The 15,194-nt window shown below is 56.4% G+C and carries 14 protein-coding genes; 10 read left to right on the top strand and 4 right to left on the bottom strand.

Annotated features, from left to right (window positions below; translation table 11 throughout):
• Positions 1 to 4 precede the first annotated feature (4 nt).
• Positions 5 to 997, bottom strand: coding sequence for a D-xylose ABC transporter substrate-binding protein (gene xylF / locus ACMWKK_RS07965; protein WP_112780079.1), 993 nt, complete (start codon positions 995 to 997; stop codon positions 5 to 7).
• 371 nt (positions 998 to 1,368) lie between these two features.
• Here xylF and xylA point away from each other — a divergent pair, with 371 nt between their 5' ends.
• The 4 genes from xylA (at position 1,369) to ACMWKK_RS07945 (ending at position 5,811) form a co-directional block, all read left to right on the top strand.
• The gene (gene xylA, locus ACMWKK_RS07960) at positions 1,369 to 2,691 is read left to right on the top strand and encodes a xylose isomerase (RefSeq protein WP_088475397.1); all 1,323 of its coding nucleotides are present in this window, start codon (positions 1,369 to 1,371) and stop codon (positions 2,689 to 2,691) included.
• Positions 2,692 to 2,793: 102 nt separating this feature from the next.
• Positions 2,794 to 4,248: a xylulokinase gene (gene xylB, locus ACMWKK_RS07955; RefSeq protein WP_112780080.1), complete on the top strand. Its 1,455-nt coding sequence runs from the start codon at positions 2,794 to 2,796 to the stop codon at positions 4,246 to 4,248.
• A 103-nt stretch (positions 4,249 to 4,351) separates the two neighbouring features.
• Positions 4,352 to 4,891: an isochorismatase family protein gene (locus tag ACMWKK_RS07950; protein ID WP_112780081.1), complete on the top strand. Its 540-nt coding sequence runs from the start codon at positions 4,352 to 4,354 to the stop codon at positions 4,889 to 4,891.
• Positions 4,891 to 5,811: a GlxA family transcriptional regulator gene (locus ACMWKK_RS07945; protein WP_112780082.1), complete on the top strand. Its 921-nt coding sequence runs from the start codon at positions 4,891 to 4,893 to the stop codon at positions 5,809 to 5,811. The genes ACMWKK_RS07950 and ACMWKK_RS07945 overlap by 1 nt, the downstream gene beginning before the upstream one ends.
• Here the strand turns inward: ACMWKK_RS07945 and ACMWKK_RS07940 are convergent.
• A complete protein-coding gene (locus ACMWKK_RS07940) occupies positions 5,804 to 6,799 on the bottom strand; it encodes an acyltransferase (protein ID WP_112780083.1) in 996 nt (331 codons plus the stop codon). The two genes, ACMWKK_RS07945 and ACMWKK_RS07940, sit on opposite strands and share 8 nt — an antisense overlap.
• Positions 6,800 to 6,982: 183 nt before the next feature.
• Here ACMWKK_RS07940 and ACMWKK_RS07935 point away from each other — a divergent pair, with 183 nt between their 5' ends.
• From ACMWKK_RS07935 to ACMWKK_RS07920, 4 genes are all read left to right on the top strand, one after another.
• Positions 6,983 to 7,288 (top strand): YsaB family lipoprotein, encoded by a 306-nt coding sequence (locus ACMWKK_RS07935; protein WP_112780084.1) that lies wholly within the window; start codon positions 6,983 to 6,985, stop codon positions 7,286 to 7,288.
• A 160-nt stretch (positions 7,289 to 7,448) separates the two neighbouring features.
• Positions 7,449 to 8,360 carry a glycine--tRNA ligase subunit alpha gene (gene glyQ / locus ACMWKK_RS07930; RefSeq protein WP_003860141.1) on the top strand — a complete coding sequence of 304 codons (912 nt, stop codon included), beginning with the start codon at positions 7,449 to 7,451 and terminating at the stop codon, positions 8,358 to 8,360.
• Positions 8,361 to 8,369: 9 nt separating this feature from the next.
• Positions 8,370 to 10,439 carry a glycine--tRNA ligase subunit beta gene (gene glyS / locus ACMWKK_RS07925; protein ID WP_045328492.1) on the top strand — a complete coding sequence of 690 codons (2,070 nt, stop codon included), beginning with the start codon at positions 8,370 to 8,372 and terminating at the stop codon, positions 10,437 to 10,439.
• Positions 10,440 to 10,694: 255 nt separating this feature from the next.
• Positions 10,695 to 12,314, top strand: coding sequence for an ABC-F family ATP-binding cassette domain-containing protein (locus tag ACMWKK_RS07920; RefSeq protein ID WP_406542771.1), 1,620 nt, complete (start codon positions 10,695 to 10,697; stop codon positions 12,312 to 12,314).
• A gap of 38 nt (positions 12,315 to 12,352) precedes the next feature.
• Here the strand turns inward: ACMWKK_RS07920 and ACMWKK_RS07915 are convergent, their stop codons facing one another.
• Complete coding sequence (locus ACMWKK_RS07915) at positions 12,353 to 12,640, bottom strand: HTH-type transcriptional regulator (RefSeq protein ID WP_045328490.1); 288 nt, start codon at positions 12,638 to 12,640, stop codon at positions 12,353 to 12,355.
• Between the two features lie 332 nt (positions 12,641 to 12,972).
• Between ACMWKK_RS07915 and ACMWKK_RS07910 the strand changes: the two genes are divergently transcribed.
• Positions 12,973 to 13,683 (top strand): DUF3053 domain-containing protein, encoded by a 711-nt coding sequence (locus tag ACMWKK_RS07910; protein WP_045328489.1) that lies wholly within the window; start codon positions 12,973 to 12,975, stop codon positions 13,681 to 13,683.
• A gap of 246 nt (positions 13,684 to 13,929) precedes the next feature.
• Positions 13,930 to 14,142 (top strand): RNA chaperone/antiterminator CspA, encoded by a 213-nt coding sequence (gene cspA / locus ACMWKK_RS07905; RefSeq protein WP_003860775.1) that lies wholly within the window; start codon positions 13,930 to 13,932, stop codon positions 14,140 to 14,142.
• Between the two features lie 58 nt (positions 14,143 to 14,200).
• Here cspA and ghrB read toward each other — a convergent pair whose 3' ends face one another.
• Positions 14,201 to 15,175 (bottom strand): glyoxylate/hydroxypyruvate reductase GhrB, encoded by a 975-nt coding sequence (ghrB, locus tag ACMWKK_RS07900; protein WP_112780086.1) that lies wholly within the window; start codon positions 15,173 to 15,175, stop codon positions 14,201 to 14,203.
• Positions 15,176 to 15,194: the final 19 nt, after the last annotated feature.

Raw genomic sequence — 15,194 nt, 5'->3', positions numbered from 1 at the left:
CGGATTACAGTTCGCTCTTCTTGTGGAAACCATCTTTGATGACGGTGGCGTCAATGTTCTCTTTATTGACTTCTATTGGCGTGAGCAGACGAGCCGGAACGTCCTTAAGCCCGTTATTCAGGGTCGCATCTGCTTTAGGTTGCTTGCCATTGCCCAGCTCCACGGCAATTTCTGCCGCCGTATTGGCAAGCTGGGTAATCGGTTTGTAGACCGTCATGGTCTGGGTGCCTGCAATAATGCGTTTTACCCCGGCCAGATCGGCGTCCTGCCCTGAGATGGCGACTTTCCCCGCCAGACCCTGAGCGCTTAGCGCCTGAATGGCGCCGCCTGCGGTGGCATCGTTGGAGGCCACGACCGCGTCAATTTTGTTGTTGTTGGCCGTTAGCGCGTTTTCCATAATCTTCAGCGCGTTTTCTGGCAGCCAGCCGTCGGCCCACTGATCGCCGACCACCTTAATTTTCCCGTTGTCGATGTACGGCTTAAGGACTTTCATTTGGCCCGCACGAAACAGCTTGGCGTTGTTATCCACCGGCGAACCCCCCATCAGGAAATAATTCCCCTGAGGCACTTTGTCGATCAGGCTTTGCGCCTGCAATTCACCGACTTTTTCATTGTCGAACGAAATATAATAATCAATATCCGCATTATTAATCATGCGGTCATAGGCCAGCACTTTTATGCCTTCCTGTTTGGCCTCTTTCACCACGTTACTTAATACCTGGCCGTTATAGGGGATAATAACCAGCACATCAACGCCACGGTTAATCATATTCTCGATCTGCGACATTTGCGTTTCTTCGTTGCCGTTAGCCGACTGTACAAACACGCTGGCGCCGAGGGATTCTGCTTTCTTCACAAAAATATCGCGATCTTTTTGCCAGCGCTCCAGGCGCAGGTCATCAATGGCCATGCCAATTTTGACCTCTTTGGCCTGTCCTGCAAAGCTTGCAAGGAGGAGAGTAGTGCAGAGCGTAAGGGTCAGGTTCTTTATCTTCATAATTATCAGGCCTTTTTGTAGGGGTATGTGTTGCTGAGATAAAAGAAACATTCACTGCTGAGACGCAGCAAATTTTTAACGCGGAAAGGCGGGCTGGCAATTACAGATTTTTATCTTCTCATTACGATATTTGGTTTATTTCTGAATTTATGACCGCGATCGGATTTTAAAAATCGTAACGCCTTAATTACATTTGATTCTGGAATGCGCGCCGAAAAATAGTTCGTTTGCGCATTATTTTGCGAGCCAGCGCACAGTTGTGCATTCTCTCAATAGCAGTGTGAAATAACGTAATTGAGCAACCCAAAATGTCTATTCACTATTACTCCTGTATCAACGACTCGCCGCATACCCTGATTATGGAGCTCAATATGCAAGCTTATTTCGACCAACTCGATCGCGTTCGTTACGAAGGCCCCAAAACGGCCAATCCTTTAGCTTTTCGTCACTACAACCCGGATGAGCTGGTGCTGGGTAAGCGCATGGAAGATCATCTGCGCTTTGCCGCCTGTTACTGGCATACCTTCTGCTGGAACGGCGCCGATATGTTCGGCGTGGGGTCCTTTGACCGCCCGTGGCAGCAGCCGGGTGAGGCCATCGAACTGGCAAAGCGCAAAGCCGATGTGGCGTTTGAGTTCTTCCACAAGCTGAACGTGCCGTACTACTGCTTCCATGACGTGGACGTGTCGCCGGAAGGCGCGTCGCTGAAAGCGTATCTGAACAACTTCGCGCAGATGGTGGACGTGCTGGCGGCGAAACAGCAGCAAAGCGGCGTGAAGCTGCTCTGGGGTACGGCAAACTGCTTCACCAATCCTCGCTACGGCGCGGGTGCGGCAACCAACCCGGACCCAGAAGTATTTAGCTGGGCGGCCACGCAGGTGGTGACGGCCATGAACGCCACGCATCAGCTGGGCGGCGAAAACTATGTCCTGTGGGGTGGCCGTGAAGGCTATGAAACCCTCCTCAATACCGACCTGCGCCAGGAGCGCGAACAGATTGGCCGCTTTATGCAGATGGTTGTCGACCACAAGCACAAAATCGGCTTCCGCGGCACGCTGCTGATTGAGCCGAAACCGCAGGAACCGACGAAGCACCAGTATGATTACGACGTGGCGACGGTGTATGGCTTCCTGAAGCAGTTCGGTCTGGAAAAAGAGATTAAAGTTAACATTGAAGCCAACCACGCCACGCTGGCGGGCCACTCTTTCCATCACGAGATCGCGTCTGCGATTGCCCTTGGCATCTTCGGCTCTGTGGATGCTAACCGAGGCGACGCGCAGCTGGGCTGGGACACCGATCAGTTCCCGAACAGCGTGGAAGAGAATGCGCTGGTGATGTACGAAATCATCAAGGCGGGTGGCTTCACCACCGGCGGCCTGAACTTTGACGCCAAGGTTCGTCGTCAGAGCACCGACAAATACGATCTGTTCTACGGCCACATTGGCGCAATGGACACCATGGCGCTGGCGCTGAAGGTGGCGGCTCGCATGATTGAAGACGGTGAGCTGGATAAACGCGTGGCGAAGCGCTACAGCGGCTGGAACAGTGAGCTGGGCCAGCAAATTTTGAAAGGGCAGTTATCGCTGGCGGACATCGCGAAGTACGCTGAACAACATCAGCTGGCACCGCAGCACCAGAGCGGGCACCAGGAGCTGCTGGAAAACCTGGTCAATCACTACCTGTTCGATAAATAACCCCATGTAGGCCCGGTAAGCGCAGCGCCACCGGGCATTTCCAGCACGTAGGCCCGGTAAGCGTTAGCGCCACCGGGCATTTCTGTTAAAGGAGTCACCGTAATGTATATCGGGATCGATCTTGGCACATCGGGTGTGAAAGCCATCCTGTTAAGCGAGCAGGGCGACGTGTTAGCCACGCAGACGGAAACGCTGCAGGTTTCACGTCCGCATCCGCTGTGGTCGGAACAGGATCCGGAGCAGTGGTGGCAGGCGACGGATCGCGCAATCAAAGCTTTAGGTGAGAAGCATAGCCTTCGTCACGTGAAGGCTCTGGGCATTGCCGGACAAATGCACGGCGCTACGCTGCTCGATAGCCAGCATCGCGTGCTGCGACCCGCCATTCTCTGGAACGATGGCCGCTGCGCGGAAGAGTGCGCGCTTCTTGAGACGCGTGTACCCACGTCGCGTGAAATTACCGGCAACCTGATGATGCCCGGCTTTACCGCGCCCAAACTCCTGTGGGTGCAGCGACACGAGCCGGAGATTTTCCGTCAGGTGGCGAAAGTCCTGCTGCCGAAAGACTATCTGCGCTTTCGCATGACGGGCGATTTTGCCTCCGACATGTCCGATGCCGCCGGCACGATGTGGCTCGACGTGGCGAAACGCGACTGGAGCGAGGCGATGCTGGATGCCTGCCATCTGACCCGCGGACATATGCCCGCGCTGTTCGAAGGTAGCGAGGTGACGGGCACGCTGCTGCCAGCCGTTGCTGAACGCTGGAACATGCCTGCCGTACCGGTGGTGGCCGGGGGCGGCGATAACGCGGCGGGGGCTGTCGGCGTCGGCATGGTTGAGGCGGGGCAGGCGATGCTTTCGCTGGGAACGTCTGGCGTCTATTTTGCCGTCAGCGACGGGTATCGCAGCAACCCCGAAAGCGCTGTGCACAGTTTCTGCCATGCCCTTCCGGGGAAATGGCATTTGATGTCAGTGATGCTCAGCGCGGCGTCCTGCCTGGACTGGGCGGCAAAACTCACCGGCATGGCCGACGTGCCGTCGCTCATCTCTGCGGCGCAGCAGGCGGATGACGCTGCGGGCACGGTCTGGTTTTTACCGTATCTTTCCGGCGAGCGAACGCCGCACAACAACCCGGAAGCGAAAGGGGTGTTCTTTGGCTTAACCCATCAGCATGGCCCGACAGAGCTGGCGCGTGCGGTTCTTGAGGGCGTAGGCTATGCGCTGGCTGACGGGATGGACGTGGTGCACGACTGCGGCCTGAAGCCCACGAGCGTCACTCTGATTGGCGGCGGTGCGCGAAGCCCTTACTGGCGACAGATGCTGGCCGACATCAGCGGTTTGCAGCTCGATTTCCGCACCGGAGGAGATGTCGGGCCCGCGCTGGGTGCCGCGCGGCTGGCGCAAATCGCCATGAACCCCGAAAAACCGCTTTCAACGCTGTTGCCGCAGCTCCCGCTTGAACAGGCGCACTTGCCTGATGCGGCGCGCCATGCGCGGTACGCGGAAAGGCGCGACGTGTTCCGTAAAATCTACCAGCAGCTGCTGCCGCTGATGTCGTAAATTTGTTTGTCCGACAGAGGCACGAGGATGTCCTTTTTTGGTCTGTGCGTGCCTTCCTTTCCTTGCCAGTATGGTGTTACACCCACTGGCGAGGAGATTCATCATGTCACGTACTGCATTAATCAACATCGATACCCAGCAGTCATTTCACCATCGCAATTACTGGCAGGAAGAGGATATTCCCGCCTTTCAGCAGGCGATGCTGGGGCTGATTGAAGGCTGCCAGGCGCGCGGTATTCCGGTTGTGGATATTTTTCATGTCGACGAAGACGGCCCCTTCACGCTGCAAAGCGGCTATGTCAAACCGATGGCCTTTTTACGTCATCAGCCGGATGTGGTTTTCCAGAAACACGTCCATAATGCCTTCACGGATACCGGGCTTGACCGCTGGCTGCGCGAGCGTGATATCAACCACGTGATTATCTGCGGCATCCGCACGGAACAATGCTGTGAAACCACCGCTCGGGTGGCATCCGATCTGGGGTATGCTGTGACCTTTGTGAGCGAGGCAACGCTGACGTTTCCCATGACCTACAAGGGCATTACCCTTAGCGCTGCGGAAATTCGCCATCGTACCGAAACGGTCCTGGCCGGGCGATTTGCCGATATTAAAACGGTAGCGGAGACGCTGGAGTCACTGTAATGCGCATCGACGTCTGGTTCGTGATGTTGCCCGGGGTGCTGTCATTAGACATGACCGGCCCGGCAGAAACCTTTGTGCTGGCGGGCGACGCGTTTCGTCTGCACTACATTGGCCCGCAACCGGACGTTCCAACGTCGATAGGCCTGACGATGGGCGGCATCCAGCCGCTGCCGGAGCGTCTCCCGGCAGGCAGCCTGCTGGTATTACCCGGCGTCAGCGACTCCCGTACTCAGTTCTCCACGCAACAGGCGCAGCTGATCCAGCACTGGCTGATGCGCCTGCAGCCGCAGATCCAGCGCCGGGACATCACGGTGATGTGCGTCTGTTCAGGCGCGCTGCTGGCGGCGAAATCCGGGCTGCTGAACAACCGACAGTGCACAACCCACCATGACGTTATCAGCCGTTTACGCACCGCGGCCCCGACGGCGACGATCAAAGAAAACCGCATCTTTGTGCAGGATGAGAACATCTGGACCAGCGCGGGGATCACCTCGGGTATCGATCTGGCGCTGCACATGATTAACCGCCTGTGCGGTCCCGAAAAGGCGCTGGCCGTGGCGCGTGAGATGGTGGTCTGGTTCCGTCGTTCCGGTGACGATCCCCAGCTTTCGCCGTGGCTACGCTACCGCAACCATCTTCACCCGGCGATCCATCGGGCGCAGGACGCGCTCACCGCCGAGCCGCAAAAAGCGTGGAGCGTGCCTGATATCGCCGCCCTGGCGCACGTTAGCCCGCGCCATCTCACCCGGCTGTTTCAGTCACATTTAGGCATTAGCGTTCGCGACTATCTGGAGCAGCTGCGTCTGGCGGTGGCTGAGCAGTGGCTCTTGCAGGGGCGTGGCGTTGAGCAGGCTTCACTGGCAGCAGGGTTTTCCTCCCCGCGCCAGTACCATCGCGCCCGCCAGCGAAGCATTAGCTGACGAAGCGGCGAGCGTCTATTTTTTGCAGCAGCATCGACAGCAGCAGGCTGATCGCCAGCGTGGCGGCAAAAATCCAGACAATATCCACCACCGGCCAGCTTTTTAGCTCCACGCCTCGGGTGCGCAGGGCGTGGATCACCAGCGCGTGAAAGCCGTAAATTCCGAGAGAGTGGCGCGAGATGAGACTCAGCACGGGCAGGGGACGCGCGTTCAGGGTGTTTTTGGCGAGCGTGAGCAGCGAAACGGCACAGATAAAGACCATCGGGCCGCAGTAGAGATACCAGGTATCGGCAAAATTGCCGCGCCACTGCAGCTCGTGCAGCGTTCCGCGCGAAATCACCGCCACGCCCGCGATAAACAGCGCCCCGCAGAGCCAGCTCAGACCGCGTTTTTGCGTGTCCATCATCCCGATGGCGCGCCCCAGCATGCCGTACAGCACGTAGTAGAAGGTATCGCCGTTGATATACAGATTGACCGGCAACCACTCAAATCCGTCGATTTTCTGTGGGACCGTATTCGGGTTGGCGATAATGCCAATCACCACCATCAGGGCCAGCAGCATTTTTCCGCTGACGTTTTTCACCTGAATAAGGGGAGAGACCAGATAGATAACGATAATGGCGAAGAAGAACCACAGGTGGTAGAACACCGGTTTTTGCAGCACGTATTTCAGCGATAGCCCGGCGTTGATGGAGGTGAACAGGGTGATATAGAGCAGGGCAATGGCGCTGTAGAACCCCAGGCAGGCCGCGATGCGGATGAAGTGCCTCGGCTGCGCGCTGCGCTCGCCAAAAAAGAGAAAGCCGGAAATCATAAAGAACAGCGGCACGCTGACGCGCGACGCAGAGTTAAGAATATTGGCGATATCCCAGTTAACGGGGCTGACGCTGTGGGCATTCGTGACGTACCAGGTCGTCGTGTGGATCATGACCACCATCAGACACGCTATTCCTCGCAGGTTATCAATCCAGTTAATTTTTGACTGCATCAGTACCTCATTTTCCCTGTAAATTGAGTATGACTGCCATTGTCCACAAGTCTTCTCCTAGAAAACTCTGAGTTTTATTCAGCAGACTTGTCGGGAGGCCGCGAGATTCGCAGAATGCCGGACCATAATCTATAAAAGCGTTGATACTAAAAATAACAGCCACTGACCAGGGCGGTAATAAAAATGATGATGAAGCGTGTGGCGTCACTCTTTCTGCTGTTAATCCTGGCAGGATGCAGTACGCCGCAAGAAGCACCTGAGCAAAAAGCGCAGCAGGGCAAAATGAGCCCGGAACGTTCGCTGAACATGGAAGAGCTTTGTAAAGGCCAGGCCGCGCGCCGCTATAACTCGGAAATCCAAAAGATTCATGTTACCGGGTTTGAGCGCTTTCAGGGGAGCTATGAACTCAAAGGCTATACTGCGCGCAAAGAGGGCTTTGTCTGCTCGTTTGATGCGGACGGTCAGTTTTTACACCTCTCCATGCGCTAGCCTGCTCGTATAATCAGCAGCCAGACGCCGTCAGCGTTCTGGCGTGAAGGCTTATTTCCCAATTTTCCCTAAACAACCCCGTTTCGTACTGTATATCTTGCAGCCAGCGGGTATACTTGTCCCTTCCATTTAAAACCACACGTATCCAGCACGAAATACTATGCAAAAGTTTGATACCAAGACCTTCCAGGGCCTGATCCTGACCTTACAGGATTACTGGGCTCGTCAGGGCTGTACCATTGTTCAACCTTTGGACATGGAAGTCGGCGCCGGCACTTCACACCCGATGACCAGCCTGCGCGCGTTGGGGCCTGAGCCAATGGCGACCGCGTATGTGCAGCCTTCACGTCGTCCGACCGATGGTCGTTACGGTGAAAACCCGAACCGTCTGCAGCATTACTATCAGTTCCAGGTGGTGATTAAGCCATCACCCGACAACATTCAGGAACTGTACCTCGGGTCGCTGAAAGAGCTGGGTATGGATCCAACCATCCACGACATCCGTTTCGTGGAAGATAACTGGGAAAACCCAACGCTGGGTGCCTGGGGTCTGGGTTGGGAAGTGTGGCTGAACGGCATGGAAGTGACCCAGTTCACTTACTTCCAGCAGGTGGGTGGTCTGGAATGTAAGCCGATCACCGGTGAAATCACCTACGGTCTGGAACGTCTGGCAATGTACATTCAGGGCGTAGACAGCGTTTACGACCTGGTCTGGAGCGACGGCCCGCTGGGTAAAACCACCTACGGCGACGTGTTCCATCAGAACGAAGTGGAGCAATCCACCTATAACTTCGAATACGCGGACGTGGACTTCCTGTTCACCTGCTTCGAGCAGTACGAGAAAGAAGCGCAGCAGCTGCTGGCGCTGGAGACTCCGCTGCCGCTGCCTGCCTACGAGCGTATTCTGAAGGCCGCCCACAGCTTCAACCTGCTGGACGCCCGCAAAGCCATCTCCGTGACTGAACGTCAGCGCTACATTCTGCGTATTCGTACCCTGACCAAAGCCGTTGCAGAAGCTTACTACGCGTCCCGTGAAGCCCTTGGCTTCCCGATGTGCAACCGAAACAAATAAGAGGCGGCCATGTCTGAGAAAACTTTCCTGGTGGAAATCGGCACCGAAGAGCTGCCACCAAAAGCCCTGCGCAGCCTGGCTGAATCTTTCGCTGCGAACGTGACCGCCGAGCTGGATAACGCTGGCCTGGCACACGGTAAAATTGAGTGGTTTGCCGCGCCGCGCCGTCTGGCGCTGAAGGTGGCAAATCTGGCGGCGTCTCAGCCAGATCGCGAAGTCGAAAAACGTGGCCCGGCGATTGCCCAGGCATTCGACGCGGAAGGCAAGCCGAGCAAAGCGGCGGAAGGCTGGGCGCGCGGCTGCGGCATCACCGTCGATCAGGCCGAACGTCTGACCACCGACAAAGGCGAGTGGCTGCTGTATCGTGCCCATGTGAAAGGCGAAAGCGCAGAAGCGCTGCTGCCGGACATGATTGCCACGTCTCTGGCGAAGCTGCCAATTCCTAAGCTGATGCGCTGGGGCGCGTCTGACGTGCACTTCGTGCGTCCGGTTCACACCGTGACCCTGCTGCTGGGCGACACCGTTATTCCGGCGACCATTCTGGGCGTCGCGTCCGATCGCGTGATCCGCGGCCACCGCTTTATGGGCGAGCCAGAGTTCACCATCGACAATGCCGACCAGTATCCGCAGATCCTGCTGGAGCGCGGCAAGGTCATTGCCGACTACGAACAGCGTAAAGCGAAAATCAAAGCAGACGCCGAAGAAGCGGCGCGTAAGATTGGCGGTAATGCCGATCTGAGCGACAGCCTGCTGGAAGAAGTGACCTCGCTGGTGGAATGGCCGGTAGTGCTGACCGCGAAGTTCGAAGAGAAGTTCCTGGCCGTTCCGGCAGAAGCGCTGGTGTATACCATGAAGGGTGACCAGAAGTACTTCCCGGTCTATGCGAACGACGGCAAGCTGCTGCCAAACTTTATCTTCGTGGCAAACATCGAATCGAAAGATCCGATCCAGATTATCTCCGGTAACGAGAAAGTGGTGCGTCCGCGTCTGGCGGATGCGGAGTTCTTCTTCAATACCGACCGTAAAAAGCGTCTGGAAGATAACCTGCCGCGCCTGCAAACCGTGCTGTTCCAGCAGCAGTTGGGTACGCTGCGCGACAAGACCGACCGCATTGCGGAGCTGTCCGGCTGGATTGCCCGCGAAATCGGTGCCGACGTCAACCACGCGACCCGTGCGGGCCTGCTGTCAAAATGCGACCTGATGACCAACATGGTGTTCGAGTTTACCGACACCCAGGGCGTGATGGGCATGCACTACGCGCGTCACGATGGCGAAGCGGAAGACGTGGCGGTGGCCCTGAACGAGCAGTATCAGCCGCGCTTTGCGGGTGACGAACTGCCGTCTAACCCGGTTGCCTGCGCTGTCGCGATTGCCGATAAGATGGACACCCTGGCGGGTATCTTCGGTATCGGCCAGCATCCGAAAGGCGACAAAGACCCGTTTGCGCTGCGTCGTGCCGCGCTGGGCGTGCTGCGTATCATTGTTGAGAAGAACCTGAACCTCGATCTGCAGACCCTGACCGAAGAAGCGGTGCGTCTTTACGGCGACAAGCTGACCAACGCGAACGTGGTAAATGACGTGATCGACTTTATGCTCGGTCGTTTCCGCGCGTGGTATCAGGACGAAGGTTACACCGTTGACACCATTCAGGCGGTGCTGGCGCGTCGTCCGACCCGTCCGGCTGATTTCGATGCGCGTATGAAGGCGGTGTCCCACTTCCGCACGCTGGAAGCGGCATCTGCCCTGGCCGCAGCCAACAAGCGTGTCTCCAACATTCTGGCGAAATCCGACGAGACGCTGAACGAGCGCGTGAACGCCGCGACGCTGAAAGAGCCGGAAGAGATCGCCCTGGCGATGCAGGTTGTGGTGCTGCGCGACAAGCTCGAGCCGTACTTCGCGGAAGGTCGCTACCAGGAAGCGCTGGTGGAGCTGGCGGAACTGCGTGACGTGATTGACGCGTTCTTCGAGAAAGTGATGGTAAACGTAGAAGATAAAGAGCTGCGTGTTAACCGTCTCTCTATGCTTGAGAAACTGCGCGAGCTGTTCCTGCGCGTGGCGGATATTTCGCTGCTGCAGTAATGTGCCCGTTGCCCGGCGGCGCTTCGCTTGCACGGGCCTACAGGTGAGAAAAACCCGCTTCGGCGGGTTTTTTTATGGTGTGTTGCTGGAAATTTAACCTTGAAATGGTCAACCCATTACCGCTATCCTTACCCCCGTTAAATTTCTCGCGCTGGAGTGCCCCCCAAAAATGAACAAACACGACTGATGAATTTCGATCCTTGCTAAACGCCACCGCGTCGGCAGGGGATGTTTTGATTTCATTCAGGAGTGCTTATGGCTCATTTTGCGCAGTCCCCTTCTTTTATTTTGCATCAGGTCACCTGTCAGTTTCCGACGGGCGATATCCTTTTTGGTCCGCTGAATCTCACGCTGGAACCCTCGCTGTGCGCGCTGGTTGGCCGCAACGGTAGCGGGAAAACGCGTCTGCTGCGCCTGCTCGCGGGGCTGGATGAACCGGCAAGCGGACATATCGAACGTACCGGAACGCAGGTCTATGTGGCGCAGCAGCAGGACATTCTGCCGGATACGACGCTCGCTGAACTGCTCGGGTACGAAGCCATCTTCGCGGCGCGAGCGCGTATCGACAGCGGAGAGTATCAGCCTGACGATCTGGAAACGCTGGATGGCTTCTGGGATTTAGCAGAGCGCCTGAGCGAGGCGTTTAATACTGCAAAGCTCCCACCGTTTGACCCGGATAAACCCGCCGGTGAACTCAGCGGCGGCGAGCGCATTCGCGCCCTGCTGTGCGGGGCGTTTACGGCTGACGCGGATTTTATGCTGCTGGACGAGCCCACTAACCATCTGGATCGACAGGGCCGGGCGTGGTTCTACGACCAGCTTGCCCGTTACCAGGGTGGCGTGCTGGTGGCCTCCCATGACCGCGAGCTGCTGGCACAGGTACCGCGAATTCTGGAGCTGAGTCGCGCTGGCCTGCGCAGTTACGGCGGGAATTATGCGGGTTATCAAACCCAGCGCGATGCCGAACAGCAGGCGGCCCGCGCGGCGCTGGACCATGCCGCAACCGAGCGCAAACGCACCCGCGCGCGCCTGCAAAAAGAGCATGATGACAGCCAGTGGCGTTCGGCAAAAACAGTGCGCACCGTCGACAGCCTGAATATCGCGTCGTTCGAGCGCGTCAAATACAAAGGCGCGGCAAAGGAGCGGATCGGTTCCTGGAAAAAGCAGCACAGCGAGCAAAATGACGCCCTGAACGCCGCGGTAAACAAGGCGCGTGAGCGTGTTGAAGAGGATAACCCGATAATGTTCACCCTGCCGGGCAGTCAGATCCCGGACGGGAAGCAGGTACTGGTGCTTGAGGATCTGGTGCTACCGCATGTGCCTGTTTCTCCGCTCAGCTGGCGGATCGACGGACCGATGCGCGTGGCGTTAAAGGGACCAAACGGCTGTGGAAAATCGACGCTGCTAAAAACCCTCCTCGGCGAGATTGCCCCCCGTTCGGGCACCTGTAAGGTTTCAGTCAGCTGCGCTTATCTCGACCAGCATCTCTCCCGGCTCGATCTTTCACAGTCGGTTATGACGCATCTCAACTTGGGTCATACGCCGCTGGAAGAGGGCGTGCTACGAACGCGGTTAGCGCAGCTTCAGCTAGGCGCTGATAAAGTTACGCTCCCGCTGGCGGAGCTCAGCGGCGGCGAGCGTCTTAAGGCCGCGCTGGCCTGCGTGCTGTGGCGCGCGGAGGCCACGCAGCTTCTGCTGCTGGATGAACCGACCAACCATCTGGATCTGGCCTCGGTCGAGGCCATTGAAGCGGCGCTGGCCGGTTTCCCCGGCGCACTGCTGGTGGTATCACACGATGAGGCTTTTTTAAGAGGCTTAACGTTAACGCATGAGCTGGTGTGGGAAGAGGCGGGCTGGCATTGCGAAAGCCTGTAAACACAAGCCCCCGCAAAGGCGGGGGCGTTCAAACGTTACTACGCTATCTGTTTGCTGAGTGCAGGGTTAGCCTGAATCAGGCTCATCAGCTTTAGCTCGGTTGGAGTGGGTTTCTCTCGTTTAGACTCCCACTCATGCACCATCGCCACGCTGACACCCATCGCTCTGGCGAATTCTTCGGTCTTCAGCCCTGTCCCTTTGCGCAATTGCTCATATTCTGTAAAGGGATTGGATTTTTGTTGCAGGGTAATCGTCTGCGGCACATCTTTAAAAACGATCTGTTCCAGGCTGCTCAGCAGCTCAAACTCAGGATCTTTATATTCCATTGAGGACTCCTCTTAAATCTCACATCGTGATCAAGAACATCAGAGAGCCAATTAAGAATAGCCCTTAATACTCACCCAGGATCGTCACGTATGTGATTAATCGTGCGGTAACGATCGCTTTATCCGATTCAGCTATATGGACAGTTATGCTAATGCCCTGATTAGTCATACGTCAGCTTCGTCAGGTATTTTTTTGTAAATGGTAAGAAATAAATCGGCAATAGCCGTTTTGCATGAAAAAAGTATCTTGCAAGGCTGACCTGGACTATCCTTGTAAGCCGTCGGGCACGCGTGTGCCGGTGTGCGCTTTTTTGGGTGAAAGGAGTAATAAAATGGCGACAGGAAAGTCCTGCTCTCGCTGGTTTGCGCCTATTGCGGCGTTGTTGATGGTTGTTAGCCTGAGTGGGTGTTTTGATAAAGAAGGCGATCAGCGCAAAGCGTTTATCGATTTTCTGCAGAATACAGTGATGCGCAGCGGCGAGCGGTTACCGACGCTGACTGCGGATCAGAAAAAACAGTTTGGTCCCTTCGTGTCCGATTACGCCATTCTTTATGGGTATTCACAGCAGGTGAGCCAGGCGATGGATTCCGGTATCCGCCCGGTCGTAGATAGCGTGAACGCCATCCGCGTTCCCCAGGATTACATGACGCAGCGTGAACCGCTTCGCCAGTCCAACGGGGCGCTTGGCGTGCTGAGCCAGCAGTTGCAAAATGCGAAAATGCAGGCTGATGCATCCCGTTCTGCCCTGAAGCAGGGTGACGATCTCAAGCCGGTCTTCGACAAAGTGTATGAGAAAGTGGTGACTAAGCCTTCTGAAGCGCTGCAACCGCTGATTCCGGCCGCGCAAATCTTCACGCAGCAGCTGGTTCAGGTGGGTGACTTTATCGCCCAGCAGAATACGCAGGTGAGCTTTGTTGCCAACGGCATTCAGTTCCCGACCTCGCAGCAGGCAAGCCAGTACAATACGCTGATTGGGCCGCTGGCCTCCCAGCATCAGGCCTTCAGCCAGGCCTGGAGTACCGCAGTCGCGGCCACAGAATAAGATAAAAAACCCCGCTTCCGGCGGGGTTTTTTTATGCATATCGAAAATAACGCTTGTCATTCCGCTACCACATCGGTATAACTATTCCCGTCGGTTTGTTACACAGACCTAAAGCAGTTTAGTTAAGCAGTCCAGATTGTTATCCATAGATACCCTTCGTAGTGACCCTTCCTTCATCGCTTAAAAATCTGTAACGCAATCCATCAAGCCGGAAGGCACAATATATTTGTTAATTAAGGTAATTCTATGTCTGCTAAAATGACTGGTCTGGTAAAATGGTTCAACGCTGATAAAGGTTTCGGCTTCATCACTCCTGACGATGGCTCAAAAGACGTGTTCGTACACTTCTCTGCTATCCAGAACGATGGCTACAAATCTCTGGACGAAGGTCAGAAAGTGTCCTTCACCATCGAAAGCGGCGCTAAAGGCCCAGCAGCTGGTAACGTTGTAAGCCTGTAAGCTTCCAACCCAGTAGCACAAAATTCAAAAACCCGCCTTCTGGCGGGTTTTTTCGTTTCTACTGTTGCACCTGCGGATTCACGCAGTTTATCTCCACCTTTCCGCTAAGGGCGGCAATCAGATTATCAACCGCCGTCGCCGCCATGTTGTAGCGCGTCTCGTGCGTGGCAGAGCCGATGTGGGGCAGGGCAACGACGTTTGGCATGGCCAGCAGTGGAGAATCTACCGGCAGCGGTTCCTGCTCAAACACGTCCAGACCTGCGGCGTGGATCTCACCGTTTTGCAGCGCTTCAATCAGCGCCTGCTCATCCACCACCGGGCCACGACCCGCGTTGATGAAAATGGCGGATTTCTTCATTTTTTCAAATGCGGCTTTGCCGATCAGGTGACGCGTTTCGTCCGTTAACGGCAGGATCAGGCAGACAAAATCGGCTTCCTGCAGCAGGGTATCCAGCTCGCAGTAGCGGGCGTTGAAGCGTTCTTCGGCTTCACTGTGATGGCGACGCGCGTTGTACAGAATCGGCATGTTAAAACCAAAATGCGCGCGCTGTGCCAGCGCCAGCCCGATGCGCCCCATGCCCACAATGCCCAGCGTTTTGCCGTGAACGTCCACGCCGAACCAGTCCGGGCCAATGCTTTTTGTCCATTCGCCCGCTTTCACGCGCTCGGCCACCTCTACCACGCGACGGGCTGTGGTGAGCATCAGCGCCATCAGCGTGTCGGCCACGGTTTCCGTCAGGGCATGCGGCGTATGCATCAGCAGGATCCTGCGGGCGTTCAGGGCCTCCACGTCGAAGTTGTCGTAACCCACGGAAACGGTGGAGGTTGCACGAAGCTTCGGCATTTTCTCCAGCAGGGCGACATCCACTTTTTCGCTTGAACCCAGCAGGCCTTCGGCGCTGGCGAACGCGTCGGCGTGCTGCGCCACGGTTTCCGGGCGCAGGTTCTTCACCTGCGTGACGGTGAAGTGCTCTTCAAGACGTTTCTGCAGATCTTCCGGCAGGGCTTTATACAAAATGACGGACGGCTTCATGCTAATCTCCGTTGATTTT

It is taken from the genome of Enterobacter sp. 01-M-03-SI-ECC, assembly GCF_047530215.1.
Taxonomy (GTDB): domain Bacteria; phylum Pseudomonadota; class Gammaproteobacteria; order Enterobacterales; family Enterobacteriaceae; genus Enterobacter; species Enterobacter chengduensis.
The sequence above is the reverse complement of the archived record's forward strand: the minus strand, read 5'-3'. Positions and strand labels throughout refer to the sequence as shown.

Bases quoted from the DNA above. Each gene is read 5' to 3' on its own strand.
- ACMWKK_RS07915 (WP_045328490.1), bottom strand. From the start codon at position 12,640: ATGGAATATAAAGATCCTGAGTTTGAGCTGCTGAGCAGCCTGGAACAG.
- xylA (WP_088475397.1), top strand. From the start codon at position 1,369: ATGCAAGCTTATTTCGACCAACTCGATCGCGTTCGTTACGAAGGCCCC.
- ACMWKK_RS07940 (WP_112780083.1), bottom strand. From the start codon at position 6,799: ATGCAGTCAAAAATTAACTGGATTGATAACCTGCGAGGAATAGCGTGT.
- ACMWKK_RS07950 (WP_112780081.1), top strand. From the start codon at position 4,352: ATGTCACGTACTGCATTAATCAACATCGATACCCAGCAGTCATTTCAC.
- ACMWKK_RS07920 (WP_406542771.1), top strand. From the start codon at position 10,695: ATGGCTCATTTTGCGCAGTCCCCTTCTTTTATTTTGCATCAGGTCACC.
- ghrB (WP_112780086.1), bottom strand. From the start codon at position 15,175: ATGAAGCCGTCCGTCATTTTGTATAAAGCCCTGCCGGAAGATCTGCAG.
- ACMWKK_RS07935 (WP_112780084.1), top strand. From the start codon at position 6,983: ATGATGATGAAGCGTGTGGCGTCACTCTTTCTGCTGTTAATCCTGGCA.
- glyQ (WP_003860141.1), top strand. From the start codon at position 7,449: ATGCAAAAGTTTGATACCAAGACCTTCCAGGGCCTGATCCTGACCTTA.
- glyS (WP_045328492.1), top strand. From the start codon at position 8,370: ATGTCTGAGAAAACTTTCCTGGTGGAAATCGGCACCGAAGAGCTGCCA.
- cspA (WP_003860775.1), top strand. From the start codon at position 13,930: ATGTCTGCTAAAATGACTGGTCTGGTAAAATGGTTCAACGCTGATAAA.
- ACMWKK_RS07945 (WP_112780082.1), top strand. From the start codon at position 4,891: ATGCGCATCGACGTCTGGTTCGTGATGTTGCCCGGGGTGCTGTCATTA.
- xylB (WP_112780080.1), top strand. From the start codon at position 2,794: ATGTATATCGGGATCGATCTTGGCACATCGGGTGTGAAAGCCATCCTG.
- ACMWKK_RS07910 (WP_045328489.1), top strand. From the start codon at position 12,973: ATGGCGACAGGAAAGTCCTGCTCTCGCTGGTTTGCGCCTATTGCGGCG.
- xylF (WP_112780079.1), bottom strand. From the start codon at position 997: ATGAAGATAAAGAACCTGACCCTTACGCTCTGCACTACTCTCCTCCTT.